We start from the raw sequence: 17,549 nt of genomic DNA, 5'->3' as shown, positions 1-17,549 counted from the left end.
GTGAAATCCTCGGTAAATGTGGAGGAGGCGCTGCGGTACTGGCGGGAGCAGCTCGCCGGTGTCACCCAGCCGACGCGGCTGGGTGTCGAGCGGGTCGCCGCCCCGGACGGAGGCGAGCGCGGCAGGGCCCGGCTGCGGTGGACGGCCCAGCGGGTGTCCGATCTCGAGTGTGCCGCCGCAGCGGCGGGCCTGCCGCCCGATCACCTCGTGCTCGCCGCCTGGGGGCTGGTGTTCACCGCGCACGCCGGCGAACAGGACGTGGTCTGCGGCGCGTTCGCGGACGAGCCCGGCGGTGAGCTGTGGCCGCTGCGCGTGCGGCTGGACCCGCTGCAGCGCCTCGGCTCGTATCTCGACGCCGTCCGCAGGGACTGCGAGCGCGGCGACGCGTACGCCGGGCTGACCCTCGCCGAGTTGGCCGCCTGCGCCGACCTTGCGGACGGCACCGCCCTCTTCGGCACCATCGTCCGCTGCACGCGCTCGGCGCCCGCCGCCAGCACGCCGGTGTTCGACATCGAGGTCACCGCCGCGCTGGGCCCGGAGCCCGGGCTGTTTCTCGACCACGCCGGCGGGCTCCTCGCCGACGCCGACGCCAGGCGCCTGCTCACCCATCTCGACCAGATGCTCTCCGCGCTCGCCGGCGCCTCCGCCAGCGACCCGGTGGGCGACCTCAGCCCGCTGCCGAACTCCGAGCTCGCACAGGTCGTCGAGGAGTGGAACGCGACCGAGCGCGACCTCGGCGAGCCGCGCTGCCTGCACGAGCTGTTCGAGCTGCGGGCCGCCCGCACCCCGGACGCCCTCGCCGTCGTCCAGGGCCAGGACAGCCTCAGCTACGCGGAGCTCGCCGCCGCCGCCGGGCGGCTGGCCGCCCGGCTCGCCGCGGCGGGCGTCGGCCGCGGCGACACGGTGGCGCTCTGCCTGCCTCGTACCGTGGGCACCGTGGTCGCCGTGCTCGGCGTCCTGAAGGCAGGCGCCGCGTACGCGCCGATCGACCCGGACCTGCCCGCCGAACGGGTACGCGACCTGGTGGCGACGCTCGCCGCTCCGGTCGTCCTCACCGACCCCGGAGCTGTGCCCGAGGTGCTGCGGCGCTGCGAGGGGCTGCCCGCGCTGCGGTCGGTGCTCTGGCTGGGCGGCGATGGCCGGGGGCCGGAGGCTGGCACGGGGCCGGCGGACGTCACGGTGGACTACGCGCTTGCCGAGCCACCGCCCGGCGCGCCCGCGCCCGCGCGCGCATGCCCCGGCGATCCCGCGTACGTCATCTTCACCTCGGGGTCCACCGGCCGGCCCAAGGGCGTCATGATGGCGCACGCGCCCGCCGTGAACCTCGTCCGCTGGGTGAACGAGACATACCGGATGGGCCCGACCGACCAGGTCCTGTTCACCGCCTCGCTCAGCTTCGACCTGTCGGTCTACGACATCTTCGGGCTGCTCGCCGCCGGCGGCAGCATTCGCGTGGCCGCCACCGAGGAGCTGCGCGACCCGCAGCGGCTGCTGGCGATCCTCGACCGCGAGCGGGTGACGTTCTGGGATTCGGCACCGGCTGCGCTGCAACAGCTCGAGCCGTTCTTCGCGCTGCGCGAGCCGCCCGCCGGGCACTCGCTGCGGCTGGTCTTCCTGAGCGGCGACTGGGTGCCCCTGACCCTGCCGGACGCCGCCCGCACGGCCTTCGCCGACCCGGAGGTGGTGGCGCTCGGCGGTGCCACCGAGGCGGCGATCTGGTCCAACCACTTCCCGGTGGCGAAGGTCGACCCGGCCTGGCCGAGCATCCCGTACGGCCGTCCGATCGCCAACGCCCGCTACTACGTGCTCGACGCCGGACTGCGCCCGGCGCCGGTGGGTGCCCCGGGCGACCTCTACATCGGCGGTCGCTGCCTGGCCACCGGCTACCACGCCGATCCGCGGCTGACCGCCGCCAAGTTCGTCCCCGACCCGTACGGCCGGGAGCCCGGCGGGCGGCTGTACCGCACCGGCGACCGGGCCCGCTTCTGGCCGGACGGCACCATCGAGTTCCTCGGCCGGCAGGACCACCAGGTCAAGATCCGCGGCTTCCGGGTCGAGCTCGGCGAGATCGAAGTGAGCCTCGCAGCCCTGCCCGGGGTGGCCTCCGCCGTCGCCGCGGTGCACGGCGCCGCACCGAACCTGCACCTGATCGCGTACGCCGTGCCGCGCCCCGGAAGCGCGCTCGATCCCGTCGAGCTGCGGGCCGGCCTGACGGACCGGCTGCCGCCCTACATGGTGCCCGCGCAGATCGTCGTGCTGGACGCGCTGCCCGCCACCGCCAACGGGAAGCTGGACCGGGCCGCTCTGCCGGCGCCGGACTTCGTGGACGCCGGCCGCGCGGAGTACGTCGCGCCGCGTACCCCGGTCGAGGAGGTCGTCGCCGCGCTCTGGGCGGAGGTGCTCGCGGTCGAGCGGGTCGGCGCCGAGGACGCCTTCTTCGACCTGGGCGGGCACTCGATGCTCATTCCTCAGGTGCTGGCGCGTCTGAAGAGCGATCTGCAGATCGACGTGCCGCCGTTGACCATGCTGAACCACCCGACCCTCGCCGGCTTCGCCGCCGTGGTCGAGCGGGCGCTCCTGGAGCAGATCGAGGCGCTCGAGGAGAGCGAGAAGGAGGGTCACAGTGCCGGCCAGCGGGGCTGACAACCGCGCGGACAAACTTCGCGACCTGATCACCCAGCGCCTGTCCGCGGCCCGCAGCGACCGCGGCCCCCGCACCGCCATCGAGCGCTCCAGCGGCCCCGGCCCCAGCGCCCCCGCCCAGGAGCGGATGCTCTTCCTCGAGGAACTCGAGCCCGGGACCTCCGCGTACCACCTCATCATGACCTTCCGGCTCGAGGGCCCGATCGACGCCGAGGAGCTGCAACGGGCGCTGCGCGGCATCGAGGAGCGCCACGAGGTGCTGCGCAGCGTGTACGAGCGGCGGGACGGCACGGAGACGATGGTGCCGCACGAGCCGTCGTTCGTGCTGCGCCGCGCCGAACTTTCCGACGACCCGGACGCCGTCGAGGCGCTGCAGGCGGCGGAGCTCAGGCGCACCTTCGATCTGCGCACCGGCCCGGTGTGGCGCGGGCTGCTGGCACGCACCGACGACACCCTGCACCACCTGGTGCTCACGGCGCACCACATCGCCATCGACGGTTGGTCGATGGACATCCTGCGGCAGGAGCTGGCGCAGGGGTACGCCGCCGAGCTCGGCCGGGCTTCCCGGCCCGCCGCACCCGCCGTCCGCTACGCCGACTACGCGGCCTGGGAACGCCGGGTCGTGGCCGCCGGCGGCCACGACGAGCAACTCGCGTACTGGCGGCAGCGGCTGGCCGACCTGCCGCCCGCGCTGGAGCTGCCCGCCGACCGGCGGCCGCCGCAGCGTCGCACCCGGCCGGGCGGCCTGGTGCACAGCTTCGTCGACGCCGACCTGGCCGGGTCCGTCCGCGCGCTCGCCCGAGACGCGGCGGCAACGCCGTTCATGGTGCTGCTGGCCTGCTTACAGACCCTGCTGCACCGCTACTCCGGCCAGTCCGACTTCCTCCTCGGCGTCCCCGTGGCGGGCCGGACGCAGCCGAGCACGAAACCGCTGATCGGCCTGTTCGTCAACACCGTCGTGCTGCGCGCCGACTGCCGCCCCGGACTGTCCTTCCGCGAGTTGCTCGACCGGGCTCGGGGCGACGCCGCCGCCGCGTTCGCGCACCAGGACGTGCCGTTCGAGCACGTGGTGCAGTCGCTGCCGATGACGCGGGACCTCGCGGCCACGCCGCTGTTCCAGGTGATGCTGGTCTGGAACGTGGCCGACCAGAGCGCATCGGCGCTCGGCGACGCCAAGGCCGTGTACGTGCCGTGCGCGGAGACGGGCGCGGCGAAGTTCGACCTGAGCCTGGAGGTCACCGAGGAGGGCGACTCGTACGAGCTGACTCTGGAGTACGACCGCGAGCTGTGGGACGAGGCGAGCGCCGCCCGGATCCTGGAGCATCTCGTCACCCTCGCCCGGGCCGCGGTAGCCGACCCCGGCCAGGAGATCGGGCGGTTGCCGCTGCTCGGCGCCGAGGAGCGCGAGCTGGCCGCCCGGCACGCCGAGGGACCCGTGCGCGAGCACCCCGGGCCGGTCGACCTGGCGGCCATGGTGGCCGAGCAGGCGGCGCGGGACGGCGACGCGGTGGCCCTGGTGTACGGCGGCAAGGAGCTGACGTACCGGGAACTCGACCGGCGGGCGAACCGTCTGGCCCACTACCTGCGGGCGCTGGGCGCTGTCCCCGACGAGCCGGTGGCGGTGCTGCTGGAGCGCTCCTTCGACCTGGTGGTGGCGATCCTGGGGATCGTCCGGTCCGGCGCCGCCTACCTGCCGCTCGACCCCGATCATCCGGCCGGGCGCACGGCCGCCGTGCTACGGGACGCGGCGGTGCGGCTCGTCGTCACACACACCGCCCTGGCCGGCGTGGCGGAGGCGGCCGGCTGCGCACCGGTGTGTCTCGACGCCACACCCGAGGCCGCCGACATCGCCGCCCGGCCTGGCGACTGGACGCTGCCCGCGGCCTGGCCGGACCAACTGGCGTACGTCTTCTACACCTCCGGGTCCACCGGCCGCCCCAAGGGCGTGATGGTCACGCACCGGGCGGCGCACAACCAGATCCGCTGGCAGGCCGACCGTTTCGGTATCGGTCCCGGCGAGACGGTCCTGCTGAAGACGAACGTCACCTTCGACGACTCCGTGGTCGAGGTCTTCGCCGCGCTCGCCGGCGGCGCCCGGCTGGTGATCGCGGAGCCCGGCGGCCACCGCGACCCGGAGTACCTGCGCGCCCTGATGGCCGGCGAGCGGGTCACCTACGTGCGGTTCGTACCGACCATGCTGGCCGCGTTGCTGGAACACGGCGGCGACGTGCCCGTGCCCTCCCTGCGGGTGCTCAAAAGCGCAGGGGAGCCGCTGCCACCCGAGCTGGCCGCCCGCTGCCTCGCGGCGTTCGACGCCGAGTTGTACAACGCCTACGGTCCTACCGAGACAGCCGTGAACGTCACTGCCGCGCGATGCTTTCCGGACGAGCCACTGGTGACGATCGGCACGCCTGTCGACAATGTTCGCTGCCACGTGCTCGACGACGCGTTCGCACCGCAGCCCGTCGGTGTGCCCGGAACGCTGTATGTTGGCGGCGTGCAGCTCGCCCGTGGCTACCTCGGGCGCCGCGGCTTGACCGCCGAGCAGTTCGTGCCGGACCCCTTCGGGCCGCCCGGCGGGCGGCTGTACCGCACCGGTGACCTCGTGCGCCGGTTGCCCGATGGCCGGCTCGACTACCTCGGCCGCGCCGACCGGCAGGTCAAGATCCGCGGCATGCGGATCGAGCTCGGCGAGATCGAGTCCACCCTGGCCGAGCACCCCGCGGTCGGCCAGGCGGTGGTCGCGGCCCGGGACGACCGGTCCGGCGGCGTGCGCCTCGTCGCCTACCTGCTGCCGAGTGCCGCCGGCACACCTGAGGCCGCAGCGCTGCGCGAGTGGCTGTCCGACCGGCTGCCCGATTACATGGTCCCGGCCGCCTTCGCCGTGCTTCCCGCCTTCCCGCTGCTGCCCAGCGGCAAAGTGGATCGCAAGAGCCTGCCGGACCCGGAGCCCGAGGCCACCCCGGCCGAGGCGTACGAGCCGCCGGAGGGTGAACTCGAACGAACCGTCGCGGAGATCTGGGCCCGTGTCCTCGGTGCCGACCAGATCGGTCGGAACGCCGGGTTCTTCGCCCGCGGCGGCCACTCCCTGCTCGCCATGGAGGCGCTGCTCGCCGTGCGGGAGCGGGTGAACAGGCAGGTGCCCCTGCGGCTGTTCTTCGAGGCGCCCACCCTCGCCGCGTTCGTCGCCCGCGTCGCCGAGCTGCCCGCGTCGCCGGACAGCGCCCCGACGGAGCCGGTGCGCGCCCGCGGCGAGGGTGTCGCGGACGTCTCCGCGGCCGAGGCGCGGATCTGGTTCGCCGACCAACTGGAGCCGGGCGACCCCGCGTACAACATGCCCGTCGTCTGCCGGTTACGCGGCGGCGTCGACGTGGCCGCGCTGCAGACGGCGCTGCGCGCGCTGCCCGCTGCGCACGAGGCGCTGCGCACCTGCTTCCCCTCGGTCGACGGGCAGCCCGTGCGCGTCGTGGCCGATGCGGTCGAGCTCCCGCAGCGCGTCGTCGACCTCGGTCACCTCGGCGAACAGGAGCGCCGCCGTGCGCTCGAGGCGGTGCTCGCGGAGGAGTCCGAAGCCCGCTTCGACCTGGCCAGCGGGCCGCTGGTGCGCGCGGCCGTGGTGCCGCTCGGCGACAACGAGCTCGTGCTGGCGCTGACCCCGCACCACATCGTCGCCGACGGATGGTCGATCCAGCTGCTGATCGAGGACCTGAGTACGGCGTACCGCGCGGCCCTCGCCGGCCGGCCCGCCGAGCTGCCCGGCCGGCTCGGTGCCGGTGACTACGCGAGCTGGCGGAACCGACCGGTCGCCGACGAGGTGCGGGCGGCGGAGCTGGCGCACTGGCGCGAGCGCCTGGCGGGGGCGCACGGGGCGCCCGAACTGCCCACCGACGCCCCACGCGATGCCCGCGACGGCTCGGCGGGCGCCGCCCTGCCGTTCGCGGTGCCGCCCGCGACGGCGGACCGGGTGCGGGAGCTGGCCCGGGTCGAGGGCTGCACGCCGTTCACGGTGATGCTGTCCGCGTACGCCGCCGTGCTCGCCCGCCACTGCGCCGCCGACGAGGTGGTGCTGACCATGCCCGTCGCCGACCGCGGCCGTCCCGACCTCGACGGCATCGTCGGCCTGCTCCTCGACACCGCCGTCCTGCGGATCCCGGTCCGGTCCGAGGACGGCTTCCGGACGCTGCTGCGCGCGGCGCGGACGGCCGTCCTGGACGCCCAGGAGCACCGGCTGCTGCCCTTCGACCAGGTGGTCGACGCGCTCGGGCTCGACGGCCGCGCGCTCACCCGGTACGCCGTGTCGATGGACCCGCTCCGGGCCGGCGCCGCCCCGTTCGCCGGTGGAGTCACCCTCGAGCCGGAGCCGTTCGGCCTGCGGCACTCCAAGGCCGACCTGAACGTGCTGTTCGAGGACGGCGAGCAGGGCCTCGGCGGAGGGGTCGTGCATCGCACGCCGCTGCTGGGCGCGGACCGCGTCCGGCGGCTGACGGGCCACCTGCTGGCCCTGCTCGGCGCGGCGACGCGCGCCCCGGACACCCCGCTGGCCGAACTCGGCATGCTCACTCCCGCCGAGCGCGCGGAGCTCGCCCCGGGCGGGCTGCGGCCCGGCGCTGCCACCGCCCCGGCCTGCCTGCACACCCTGGTCCTCGACCAGATCGCCCGCACACCGGAGGCCGTGGCCCTGGTCACCGACGAGGGGGAGTGGACGTACCGGGAACTCGGCGAGCGGGCCGCCCGCCTCGCCCGGCACCTGGCCGGGTGTGGTGTGCGGCCGGGCACGCTGGTGGGCCTCTGCCTCGGCCGGGGAGCGCAGCAGCCGGTCGCGGTGCTGGCCGTGCTGCTGGCGGGCGCCGCGTACGTCGCGCTCGACCCCGGCAACCCACCGGCCCGGCTGCGCCGCGTCCTGGCCGACAGCGGCACCGCCTTGGTCGTCACCGACCGCCCCTGGGCCGCGGCGTGCGAGGGCAGCGGTCTGCCCACCGTGGTGCTCGCCGACGACGAGGCGGCAGTCGCCGCGCACGACTCCGCCGTTCCCGACACCGCCGCGGCGGTCGACCCGGCCGCCCTCGCCTACCTCGTCTACACCTCCGGCTCCACCGGCCGGCCGAAAGGAGTGCGCACCCCGCACGCCGCAGCGACCGCCTATCTCCGCGACTATCTGGGTGGCTTCGGCCTCGGTATCGAGGACACCGTCCTGCAACTCGCCGGGCTGGCCTTCGACGCCTGCGTGCGCGACCTGCTCGGGCCGCTGACGACCGGGGCCCGGGTGGTCCTGCTGAACGACGAGCGCGCCGCCGACCCGGGGGCACTCGTCACCGCCATCGACCGGCACGAGGTCACCTGCATACTGAGCGTCGTGCCGACGCTACTGCGCGCGCTGCTGACCGTGGCCGAGGAGCGCCACCCGTCGCCGGGCGGCCGGCTGCGTCTGCTGTTGACCGCGGGGGAGGCCCTGGACCTAGCCGACTGCGCGCGCGTCGGCGCGGCGTTCGCCGGCCGGCCGACGGTTGTCAACCAGTACGGGCCGACGGAGGCCACCATGACCACCACCAGCGCGCTCGTCACCGCGGCACCGGGCGACCGCGGCCCGCCCCGCTCGGCGTCCCGGTCGCCGGTGCCCGGATGTGGATCGTCGACCGGCACGGCGACCTCGCCCCCGTGGGCGTGCCCGGCGAGCTGTGGATCGGGGGTGGACGGCTCGCCGAGGGCTATCACGGCCAGCCGGCGCTCACCGCGGGAAGCTTTGTGCCCGACCCCTTCTCCGGCGTTCCGGGCGCCCGCGTGTACCGCACCGGCGACCTCGCCCGCCGCGAGGCCGACGGCACGCTGACCTTCCTCGGCCGCGGCGACGACCAGGTCAAGATCCGCGGCCACCGTGTGGAACCGGCCGGGATCGAGAGCGTGCTGCGCACCCTGCCGGGTGTCGAGGAGGCGGCAGTCGTACCCGTGCGGCCCGTGGGCCTGGCAGGCACCGTCCGGCTCGTCGGCTGCGTCGCACCCGCCACCCTGGACGCCGATGCGGTGCGCTCGGCGCTGCGTGGCCTGCTGCCCGACTACCAGGTGCCCGCCGTCATCCGGGTGCTGCCCGCGCTGCCGCGCACCGCCAACAACAAAGTGGACCGTCGGGCGCTGACCGCGCTCGACGAGCCGGCGGTGCGTTCAGCGCCACCGCGCACGCCCACCGAGGCCGTGGTGGCCGACGTGTTCGCGGAGGTGCTCGGCGACGAGCGCGTTGGCGGCGGGGCGATGGGCCGGGACGACGACTTCTTCGCCCGCGGCGGGCACTCGCTGCTCGCGGCCCGGCTCGCGGCCCGGCTGCGCGTGGCCACGGGGTGTGAGGTGCCACTGCGGCAGATCCTCGACCTGCGCACGGTGGCCGCGCTCGCCGACTGGATCGAGGCCGCTGCACCGGTGGCGGGCGGGGCCGGCCCGGTGGTTCCGGCCGCGCCCGGCCGCGCCGGCCCTACTCCCGGCCAGGAGTCCATCTGGCGGCACTGGCGGCAGCAACCGGACACCGCCGCGTACAACGTCGGCTTCAACGCGCGGGTCGAGGGACACGTCGACGAGGTCTCCCTCGCCCGCGCCCTGGATGCGCTGGCCGACCGGCACCCGGCGTTGCGCACCCGTTTCCCCGGCGTGGCGGAGGGGCCGGGCGTCGTCGTGGAGCCTCGGGTGCTGCTGCCGCTGGTCCGGCACGACGTCTCGGGCGCCGCCGACCCGCGGCAGGAGGCGGCGCGGCGTGCCACCGCCGAGCTTCGAGCGCCCTTCGACCTGGAGCGCGGGCCGCTCGCGCGCGCCGTCCTCGTCCGCTGTGGCGAGCGGGAGCACGTGCTGGGTTTGACGGTGCACCACATCGTCGCCGACGGCTGGACGCTCTCGGTGCTCCAGCGCGACCTGGCCGCGCTCTACGGCGAGTTGGCCGCCGGCCGGCTGCCGCAGCTGCCGCCCGTGCCCGGCTTCGACGGCTACGCCGCGGCGCAGCTCGCCCGGCTGGACACGCCGGCATGCGAGGCCGACGCCGCCTTCTGGCGGAGCCGACTGCACGGCATGCCGGCGCTGTTGCCGCTGGCCACCGACCGGCCGCGGCCGAAGCGCTGGTCCCTGGCCGGCGCCGTGGAGCCGTTCGACGTCGATCCCGACGTGGCCGCCGGGGTGCGTCGGCTCGCGGACGAGGCCGGCGCGACCCCCTTCGTGGTGCTGCTGGCCGCCTTCGAGCGCTGGCTCCACCGGCTCAGCGGCGCGGAGCGCTTCCTCGTCGCCGTCCCGGTGGCCAACCGGCCCGACCCGGACTCCGAGCAGGTCGCCGGTCCGTTCGCGAACATCGTGCCGGTGCCCGCCGACCTCGCCGGGGAGCCGACGTTCCGTGAACTGGTCGCGCGGGTGCGGGAAACCTTCCTGCAGGTGTGGGAGCACCGCGGCCTGCCGTACGAGAAGGTGGTCGCCGCGCACGCCGCGGCTGACGGCAGCCGTCCGCCGCTGTGCCAGGCGATGTTCGCCGTGCAGAACCTGCCGCCGGCCGGGGAAGGGCTGGCAGGGCTGTCCGCCACGCCGCTTCGGCTGGATCGCGGCACCTGCCGCTACGAGCTGCACATGCGCTGCCACGAGACCGCTGGCGGGCTCGCCGGCTGGCTGGAATACAGCACCGAGCTCTTCGAGCGGGAGGCGGTGCGGGAACGGCTGAACGGCTTCCTGTCCCTGCTGGCCGAGGCGGTCAGTGCCCCCGATGCGCCCGGAGGTCGCTGAGTGCGCGTCTTCAACCTGATCTGGTCGGGGCAGGCGATCTCGCTCATCGGTTCGGCAATGACGACGTTCGGCATCGGTGTGTGGATCTTCGCCCATACCGGGTCGCCGACGGCGTTCGCCACACTCATCCTGGCGGGCTCGCTGCCCGGCCTGCTCACGTTGCCGTTCGCCGGGGTGATCATCGACCGCTTCGACCGGCGCCGGGTGATGCTGCTCAGCGACCTGGGCACCGCTCTCGGGCCGCTGGTACTGCTGACGCTCAGCCTCGCGGGCGGGCTGGAGCTGTGGCACCTCTACGTGATGGTCGCGGTCAGCTCGGTCTTCAAAGCGTTCCAGTGGCCGGCCTTCGCCAGCCTCGTGTCGCAGTTGGTGTCCAAGGACCAGCTCAGCAAGGCCAACGGCCGGGTCGGTATGGCCGAGGCCGTCGGCATGGTCTTCGGTGACCTCCTCGGCGGAGCGCTGTACGGCGTGCTCGGCCTGAACGGCCTGCTGTTGGTCGACCTGTCCACGTTCCTCGTCGCGACGTGCACCATGCTGCTGTCCTACCGCCTCCGGGCCGCGATCCCGCCGGTCCGTTCCGCGGACGCGCAGCGCCGCCCGATGCTGTCCGAGATGGCCCAGGGCTGGCAGTTCATCAGGCAGCGCAGGGGCCTGCTCGGCCTGCTGCTCTTCTTCGCCGGCTACAACCTGATGATGGAGATGGCGCTCGTCCTTCTCGCGCCGCTGGTGCTCAGCTCGCACCCGCCGTCGGCCCTCGGCGTCATCAACGCCGTCGGCGCGGTCGGCATGATCGCCGTCAGCGGCATCATGAGTTTCACCCGGCAGCCGAAGCACCTGGTCCGTACCATCCTCGCGGTCGCCGTCCTGCACAGCTTCCTGCTGCTGGGCATCGGATCCAGCCACGGCACCCCCTGGCTGTTGGCCATCTGCATGTTCGGCATCCTGGGCGGCTACGCCGTGACCAACGCCGTCACGCCGACTCTCTGGCAGCGGAAAACCCCGGTGGAGTTGCAGGGCCGGGTCTTCTCCATCCGCCGCCTGCTCGCCTGGTCGTCCGGCCCGATCGCGTTCGCGGTCGCCGGCCCGCTCACCGAGTACGTCGGCACACCTCTGGCGGACGGGCCGCTGGCGGACAGCGCCGGGCGGATCACCGGAACGGGCACCGGCGGCGGGATCAGCATGGTGTTCCTGCTGTCCGGGGTGCTGCTGCTGGCCGTGGTCGCGATCACGTGTGTGCCCCGGGCGGTGCGGCGGATGGAGCAGGAACTGCCGGACGCCGACGAAAAGGACGCCGACGAAAAGGAGGCGCCGGGACTCGCGGTCGCGGCGACGCCATCCTGATTCCTCCCGCCCCGCTTATCCTTCCGCTCCCAGGAGTGGTGCGTCTGGCCGCGCCGCGAGCTGCCGCATGACGGCGACGAAGCGGTCGTGCAGCAGCCGTACGGTGGATTCCTCCAGCAGACCGGAGCGGTACTTCCAGACCGTGATGTAGTCCGGCCCGCGCCGCCCGAGGCTCACGGTCAGGTCCAGCGCAGACTTCTCCGCGAACAGCTGCCGGTAGGAGACCTCGACGCCAGAGAACTCGGGCTCCGCGAAGCCGGTGTTGTCCAACTGGAGGATCACCTGCACCAGCGGCAGGCGGCCGGGCACCCGGGCCGGCCTGGTCGCGTCGATCAGGCGCTGGAAGGGCACCTCGCCGTGGGCGAGGTCGTCCAGCGCGTTTTCCCGGACGCGGCGCAGCATCTGCTGGAAGGACTCCTCGGGGCGCACCAGGACCCGCATCGGCAGGGTGTTGGTGAACACGCCGATGAGCTGCTCGGTCTCGGGCAGCTCGCGGCCGGCCACCGGTGATCCGATGACCAGGTCCTGCTGGCCGCAACCGCGCCACAGCGTGACCGCGAAGGCCGCGAGCAGCGCCATGTATCCGGACGCGCCCTCGACGGCGCTCACCTTCTCCAGGTCGTCCACGACGGTTCCCGGGATCCTGGCGAAGGCGGTGCCCGAGTCCAGCGCGTCGTCCTCGCCGGGCATCCGGTCGAAGGGCAGCGGAACCGTCGTGGGCGCTCCCGCGAGCCGCCGCCGCCAGTAGGACAGGCCGCGCTCCAGCCCGGCGCCGGACTGCCGCTCCCGCTGGCCGATCGCGAAGTCCGCGTACTGGATAGGCAGCTCGGGCAACCCGGCTGGTTCCCCGGTCGCCCGGGCCCGGTACAGCAGGGAAAGATCCCGATTGAGTACGCCTTCCGACCAGCCGTCGGCGGCAATGTGATGCATCCGCAGCACCAGGTGGTGCTCGTCCTCGGCGTGGCGCAGCAGCGACCACGACACCGGCGGTTCCTTGGCCAGGTCCAGCTTGCGCACCAGCTGCTCGCGGGCGAAAGTCTCTACCGCCTCGGCGTCGGCCGGCATCTCGACGGCGGGCAGCGGGACGTCCGCCGAGGGCAGGACCCGCTGGACGAGACCACCCTTTCCTGGTTCGACCACCGTGCGCAGGACCTCGTGGCGGCGGGCCAGGTCGGTGACGGCGCCCCGCAGCGCCGTCACGTCGAGGTCACCCCGCAGACCGATGACGAACACGGTGCTCTCCGTGGACGCCTCGGGATCCAGCCAGTCGGACAGCCACATGCGCTCCTGCCCGAAGCTGGCCGGGATGACGTCGGGCCGTTTCGCGACGGCCTGCCTGCCCCTCGCGGCGCGAGCCAGCAGCTTTCGCTCGAAGTCGATGCGCGCGGCGGAGACTGCGGGCGTACGGCTGTCACCCATGCTGGCCACCTCCGTTCGTCCCGGCCGCCGCCGCGGGTTCCAGGGCGAGGACGGCCTCCTCGAACCCCGCGATGTGGTTGGAGCGCACCCGGCGGACCGGCCCGGGCACCCCGATGGCGGCCACGCGGCGCGCCACCTCGCCGAACAGCACGCGCAGCTCACTGGTCGCCAGGGCGCCCCCGAGGCAGTAGTGGGCGCCGTGGCCGAAGGTGAGGTGGCGGTTGGGCTTGCGGTCGAGGCGGAACGTGTCCGGCTCGTCGAAGACCGACTCGTCCCTGTTCACCGCCGCCCCCCACACCACGACAAACTGTCCCGCCCCGATCGCCCTGCCGGCGAGCTCGGTGTCACGGACCGCAGTGCGCAGGGTGTGCGCGCCCGGCGTGGTCCACCGCAGGATCTCCTCGACCGCGGTGGGCAGGAGGCCGGGGTCGTCGCGCAGCGCCTGCCACTGGTCGGGATGCGCGGCGAGGGCGAGCAGACCGCCCACCGCGGCGTGGCGCGTCGTCTCGTTGCCGCCCGAGATCAGGCCGTCGCAGTTGAGGAGGATCTCCTCGTCGGTGAGCGGCCTGCCGTCGACCTCGCCCTGGGTCAGGGCGGTGACGACGTCCTCGCGCGGACTGCGCCGACGCTGTTTCACCAGCTCCAGGTAGTACAGAAGGATGTCCGTATGCGCCTCGGCGGCGTCGGCCGTGGGGCCGCCGTGCTCGTCGACGGCGCCGAAGGCCACGGTGGTGCGGTCCAGCATGAAGCCCCAGTCCTCCCGGGGAACTCCGAGCAGGTCGCAGATGACGGAGACGGGCAGCCGGGCGATGGTCTGGACGAAATCGCCGGCGCCCTGTTCGAAGGCCTCGTCCAGGCAGGCGGTGACCGTCTCCCGCATGTTCTGCTCCAGGCGCTGCACGGTGCGCGCGGTGAAGGCGGCGCCGATGATGCGCCGAATGTCGCCGTGCCGGGGCGGGTCGGTGACGATGAGCATCTTGCGGGACGCGGCGGCGGCCGCCAGAGGGTCACCCCCCAGCCGGATGCCGCGCTCCGAGGAGAACCTCTTGCTGTCGCGCAGCACCTGCACGGCCTCGGCGTGGGCGGTGACCGACCAGAAAGCGTCCTTGTTGGAGCGCTCGGTCCACCTCACCGGGTCGTGGTGGCGCATCCAGCGCCACACCGGAGGCAGCACGCCATCCCGGTGCAGCACCGGGTCCGCGACGTCCACGGCCACGGGGTCCGCGAGGTCCGGCGCCGTGCTCATCGCTCACCAGCCCTCTGCTCCTCAGCGAGGGCAAGCTCCATGATCGCCTCGGCGAGGTCGGCGAGCACCCGGTGCTCGAAGAGCAGCCGCACCGAGACCTCCAGGCCGGTCGCGGCCTTGACACGGGCGATGACCTGGGCCGCGAGCAGGGAGTGCCCGCCCTTCTCGAAGAACTGGTCGTGGACGCCGATCCGCGGGACGTCCAGCACCTCCTGCCAGATCTCCGCGAGGATCTCCTCCAGCGGGGTGCGCGGCGCGACATAGCCGGCCTCCTCAATCGGGGCCCGCTCGACGGCGTCGTCGATCAGCGCGGTCAGCGCGGCCCGGTCCGCCTTGCCGTTGCTGGTGAACGGCAGGCTCTCCAGGAAGTGGTAGCGCGTCGGCCAGAAGTGGGCGGGGAGCCGCCCCTCCAGGTGATCCCGCAGCTCCGCGTCGTCCACCGCAGGCTGGTCCGATTCCCGTACGACGCAGGCAGTCAGCCCGACCACGCTGTGCGCGTCCGCGCGGGCCACGATCGCGCACTCGCGCACGCCGGGATGCGCGGTGAGCGCGGCCTCGATCTCGCCCGGCTCGACCCGGAAGCCACGGACCTTGATCTGGTCGTCCGCCCGGCCGACGAACACCAGCGTTCCGTCCGGCCGCCGGCGCGCCAGGTCACCGGTCCGGTAGAGGCGTCTGCCGGGTTCCTTCGAGTACGGATCGGGTAGGAAGCGCTCCGCCGTCAGGCCGGGCCGGCCGAGGTAGCCGCGGGCCGTCCCAACGCCGCCCACGTGGAGCTCGCCCACCACGTTGACCGGCACCGGGCACAGATGCTCGTCGAGCACCAGCGCGCTGTATCCGGGGATCGCGCCGCCGATCGGCAGCGCCCCGACCCCGTCAGACGCCCGCACCTCGTGGCCGGTGGCCCAGATGGTCGCCTCGGTGGGGCCGTACAGGTTGAAGCATCGGGCCTGACCCGTCCAGTGCCGGATGGTGCCGGCCGTGAGCACCTCGCCGGCGCCGATCACGACCCGCAGGCTCGGAACGTGCGCGGCGCCCATCGCGGCGATGGCGGACGGCGGCGCCGTCCAGGATGTGACCTCGTGCCGGCGCATCAGCGCCGCCAGCGGCTCACCGGGGACCAGGTCGTCCCGGGTGCCGAGTACGAGGCTGGCGCCGGCCCCGACGGCCAGCCCGATCTCGAACATCGAGGCGTCGAAGCTGGGCGAGCAGAACTGCAGCACGGTGTCGTCGGCGCCGTGCGGAAGGCGGGCGCGTTGCGCCGCCAGCATGTTGGCGAGTGAGGCGTGGTTGATCTGGACGCCTTTGGGGCGGCCGGTGGAGCCGGAGGTGTAGATGACGTAGGCCAGGTTTTGGGGGTGGGGGTTGTTGCTGGTGGTTGGGGTGTCGTTGTCGTGGGCGTCGGGGGGCACCAGTGGCAGGTTGCAGGTGTGTGCGAGGTGTTCGCTGAGGGGGCCGGTGCCGATGAGTGCGGCGGCGCCGGAGTCGGTGAGCATGTATTCCAGGCGTGCGGGTGGGTATTCGGGGTCCAGGGGTACGTAGGCGCCGCCTGATTTGAAGACGGCGAGGAGTGCGACGATCCATTCGGTGGTTCGTGGCAGGCAGATGGCGACGCGTATTTCTGGGCCGACGGCGTGGGAGCGTAGTGCGGCGGCGAGGCGGTTGGCTTGGGCGTCGACTTCGGCGTACGTCAAGGTTTGTTCGTTGGTCTTGACCGCGACTGCGTCCGGTTGCTCGCGCGCCCACCGCGCGAACACCTCATGTAGCAGCGGCGGATCAGGATCGGCCGCCGGACCGGGAGCGACCAACGCGTCGCGCTCCGCCTCGCCGAGCATCGGCAGTTGGGACACGCGCAGGCCGGGCTCCGTCACCGCCGCTTCCAGCAGCGTCCGAAGACGCGCGTGCAGGTGCTCGATGCCCTCGGCGTCGAAGAGGGTGGCGTCGTACTCCCAGGCTGCGGCGAGGCCCGAGTCGGTGGGCACGAGCGTCAGCGCCAGATCGACCCCCGGGGCCTGCGTGTCCATCCGCACCACGTCGACGGTGAGCCCGTCGAGGCGGATGCTGTTCAGCGACACCTCCGCCACGTGCAGCACCGTCTGGAAAAAGGTCTGCCGGCCTCCGTCACGGTCCGGGCGCAGCTCCTTGACGAGCCACTCCAGCGGCACCTCCTGGTGCTGGATCGCCTCCAGCGACACCTCACGGACCTGCACGAGCAGCTGCTCGAACGTGGGATCGCCGTCAAGGTCACCGCGGACGACGACGGTGTTGACGAAGCAGCCGATCAGCTCGTCGAGGCCGGGCTGGCCGCGGCCCGCCACGGGAACGCCGACCATCACGTCGGTCTGGCCGGAGTGGCGGTGCAGCAGCGTGTCGAAGGCCGCGAGCAGCACCATGAAGACCGTGGCGCCGCGCTCGGCGGCGAAGGCGCGGACGTCGTCGACCAGGTCTCCGGGCAGCGTGGCGAGGAGCAGGGCACCCTGGCCGGCCGTGCCGGCGGTGCGGGGCCGGTCCGCGGGCAGCTCGGTGGCCTCCCCGGCGCCCTTCAGTCGCTGACGCCACACGTCCAGGGACAGCCTGAGCGTCTCCGGCGTGAGGTTCTCCCGTTCCCAGACGGCGAAGTCCGGGTATTGGATCGGCAGGTCGTCGCCGAGCGGATCCTCCCCGCCGCACAGGCGCCGGTAGTTCTCGATCACCTCCTGGTAGAGGACCTGGAGCGACCAGCCGTCGGCGATGAGATGGTGCAGGCCCAGGGCCAGGCGGTGCTCGTCCTCGCCGAGCCGCAGCAGCGCGGCGCGGAACAACGGGCCGGACTCGATGTCGAACGGCCGCTGCCAGGACCGCGACAGCCACTCGTCTGCGGCGTCCGCCGGATCGCCGCCGCCGTCGCACGCCACGGTCTCCAGCTCGATTCCGGACCAGGGCCACACCACCTGGACCGGATCGCCGTCCTCCGCGGCGAACGTCGTGCGCAGCGCCTCGTGGCGGCGAACGACCGCGTTCACCGCGGCCTGCAGCAGCTCCGGGTCGAGGGCGCCGCGCAGACGCAGCACCGCCTGGATGTTCCAGGCGTGCCCGCCGCCCTCCATCTGCTCGAGGAACCACAGTCGCCGCTGGGAGTACGACGTCGGTACGACGAACTTCTCCTCGGTGAGCTCCATGC

The 17,549-nt window shown here is 73.5% G+C and carries 7 protein-coding genes; 4 read left to right on the top strand and 3 right to left on the bottom strand.

Features of this window, described 5'->3' with window-relative positions; all coding sequences use genetic code 11:
• The 4 genes from PCA76_RS21220 to PCA76_RS21205 are packed head-to-tail and all read left to right on the top strand — an operon-like array spanning position 1 to position 11,724.
• Positions 1–2,643 (top strand): non-ribosomal peptide synthetase, encoded by a 2,643-nt coding sequence (locus PCA76_RS21220; protein WP_272619502.1) that lies wholly within the window; start codon positions 1–3, stop codon positions 2,641–2,643.
• On the top strand, positions 2,624–8,470 hold the full coding sequence (locus PCA76_RS21215) for an amino acid adenylation domain-containing protein (protein WP_336298008.1): 5,847 nt from the start codon (positions 2,624–2,626) through the stop codon (positions 8,468–8,470). The genes PCA76_RS21220 and PCA76_RS21215 overlap by 20 nt, the downstream gene beginning before the upstream one ends.
• On the top strand, positions 8,386–10,383 hold the full coding sequence (locus PCA76_RS21210; protein ID WP_336298007.1) for a condensation domain-containing protein: 1,998 nt from the start codon (positions 8,386–8,388) through the stop codon (positions 10,381–10,383). The genes PCA76_RS21215 and PCA76_RS21210 overlap by 85 nt, the downstream gene beginning before the upstream one ends.
• Positions 10,384–11,724, top strand: coding sequence for an MFS transporter (locus PCA76_RS21205; protein WP_272612229.1), 1,341 nt, complete (start codon positions 10,384–10,386; stop codon positions 11,722–11,724). It abuts the gene before it with no gap.
• A 15-nt stretch (positions 11,725–11,739) separates the two neighbouring features.
• On the opposite strand, the gene PCA76_RS21200 is transcribed toward PCA76_RS21205, so the two are convergent.
• The 3 genes from PCA76_RS21200 to PCA76_RS21190 are packed head-to-tail and all read right to left on the bottom strand — an operon-like array spanning position 11,740 to position 17,547.
• A complete protein-coding gene (locus tag PCA76_RS21200; protein WP_272612228.1) occupies positions 11,740–13,143 on the bottom strand; it encodes a condensation domain-containing protein in 1,404 nt (467 codons plus the stop codon).
• Positions 13,136–14,389, bottom strand: a complete 1,254-nt coding sequence (locus PCA76_RS21195) for a cytochrome P450 (RefSeq protein WP_272612227.1) — start codon at positions 14,387–14,389, stop codon at positions 13,136–13,138. Before PCA76_RS21195 ends, PCA76_RS21200 begins: the two co-directional genes overlap by 8 nt.
• Positions 14,386–17,547 (bottom strand): non-ribosomal peptide synthetase, encoded by a 3,162-nt coding sequence (locus PCA76_RS21190; RefSeq protein ID WP_272612226.1) that lies wholly within the window; start codon positions 17,545–17,547, stop codon positions 14,386–14,388. The genes PCA76_RS21195 and PCA76_RS21190 overlap by 4 nt, the downstream gene beginning before the upstream one ends.
• Positions 17,548–17,549: the final 2 nt, after the last annotated feature.

It is taken from the genome of Micromonospora sp. LH3U1, assembly GCF_028475105.1.
Taxonomy (GTDB): domain Bacteria; phylum Actinomycetota; class Actinomycetes; order Mycobacteriales; family Micromonosporaceae; genus Micromonospora.
This window is presented reverse-complemented; position numbering and strand designations above follow the sequence as displayed.

Excerpts from the sequence above, each read along its gene's own strand:
- PCA76_RS21200 (WP_272612228.1), bottom strand. The coding sequence starts at position 13,143 with ATGGGTGACAGCCGTACGCCCGCAGTCTCCGCCGCGCGCATCGACTTC.
- PCA76_RS21195 (WP_272612227.1), bottom strand. The coding sequence starts at position 14,389 with ATGAGCACGGCGCCGGACCTCGCGGACCCCGTGGCCGTGGACGTCGCG.
- PCA76_RS21190 (WP_272612226.1), bottom strand. The coding sequence starts at position 17,547 with ATGGAGCTCACCGAGGAGAAGTTCGTCGTACCGACGTCGTACTCCCAG.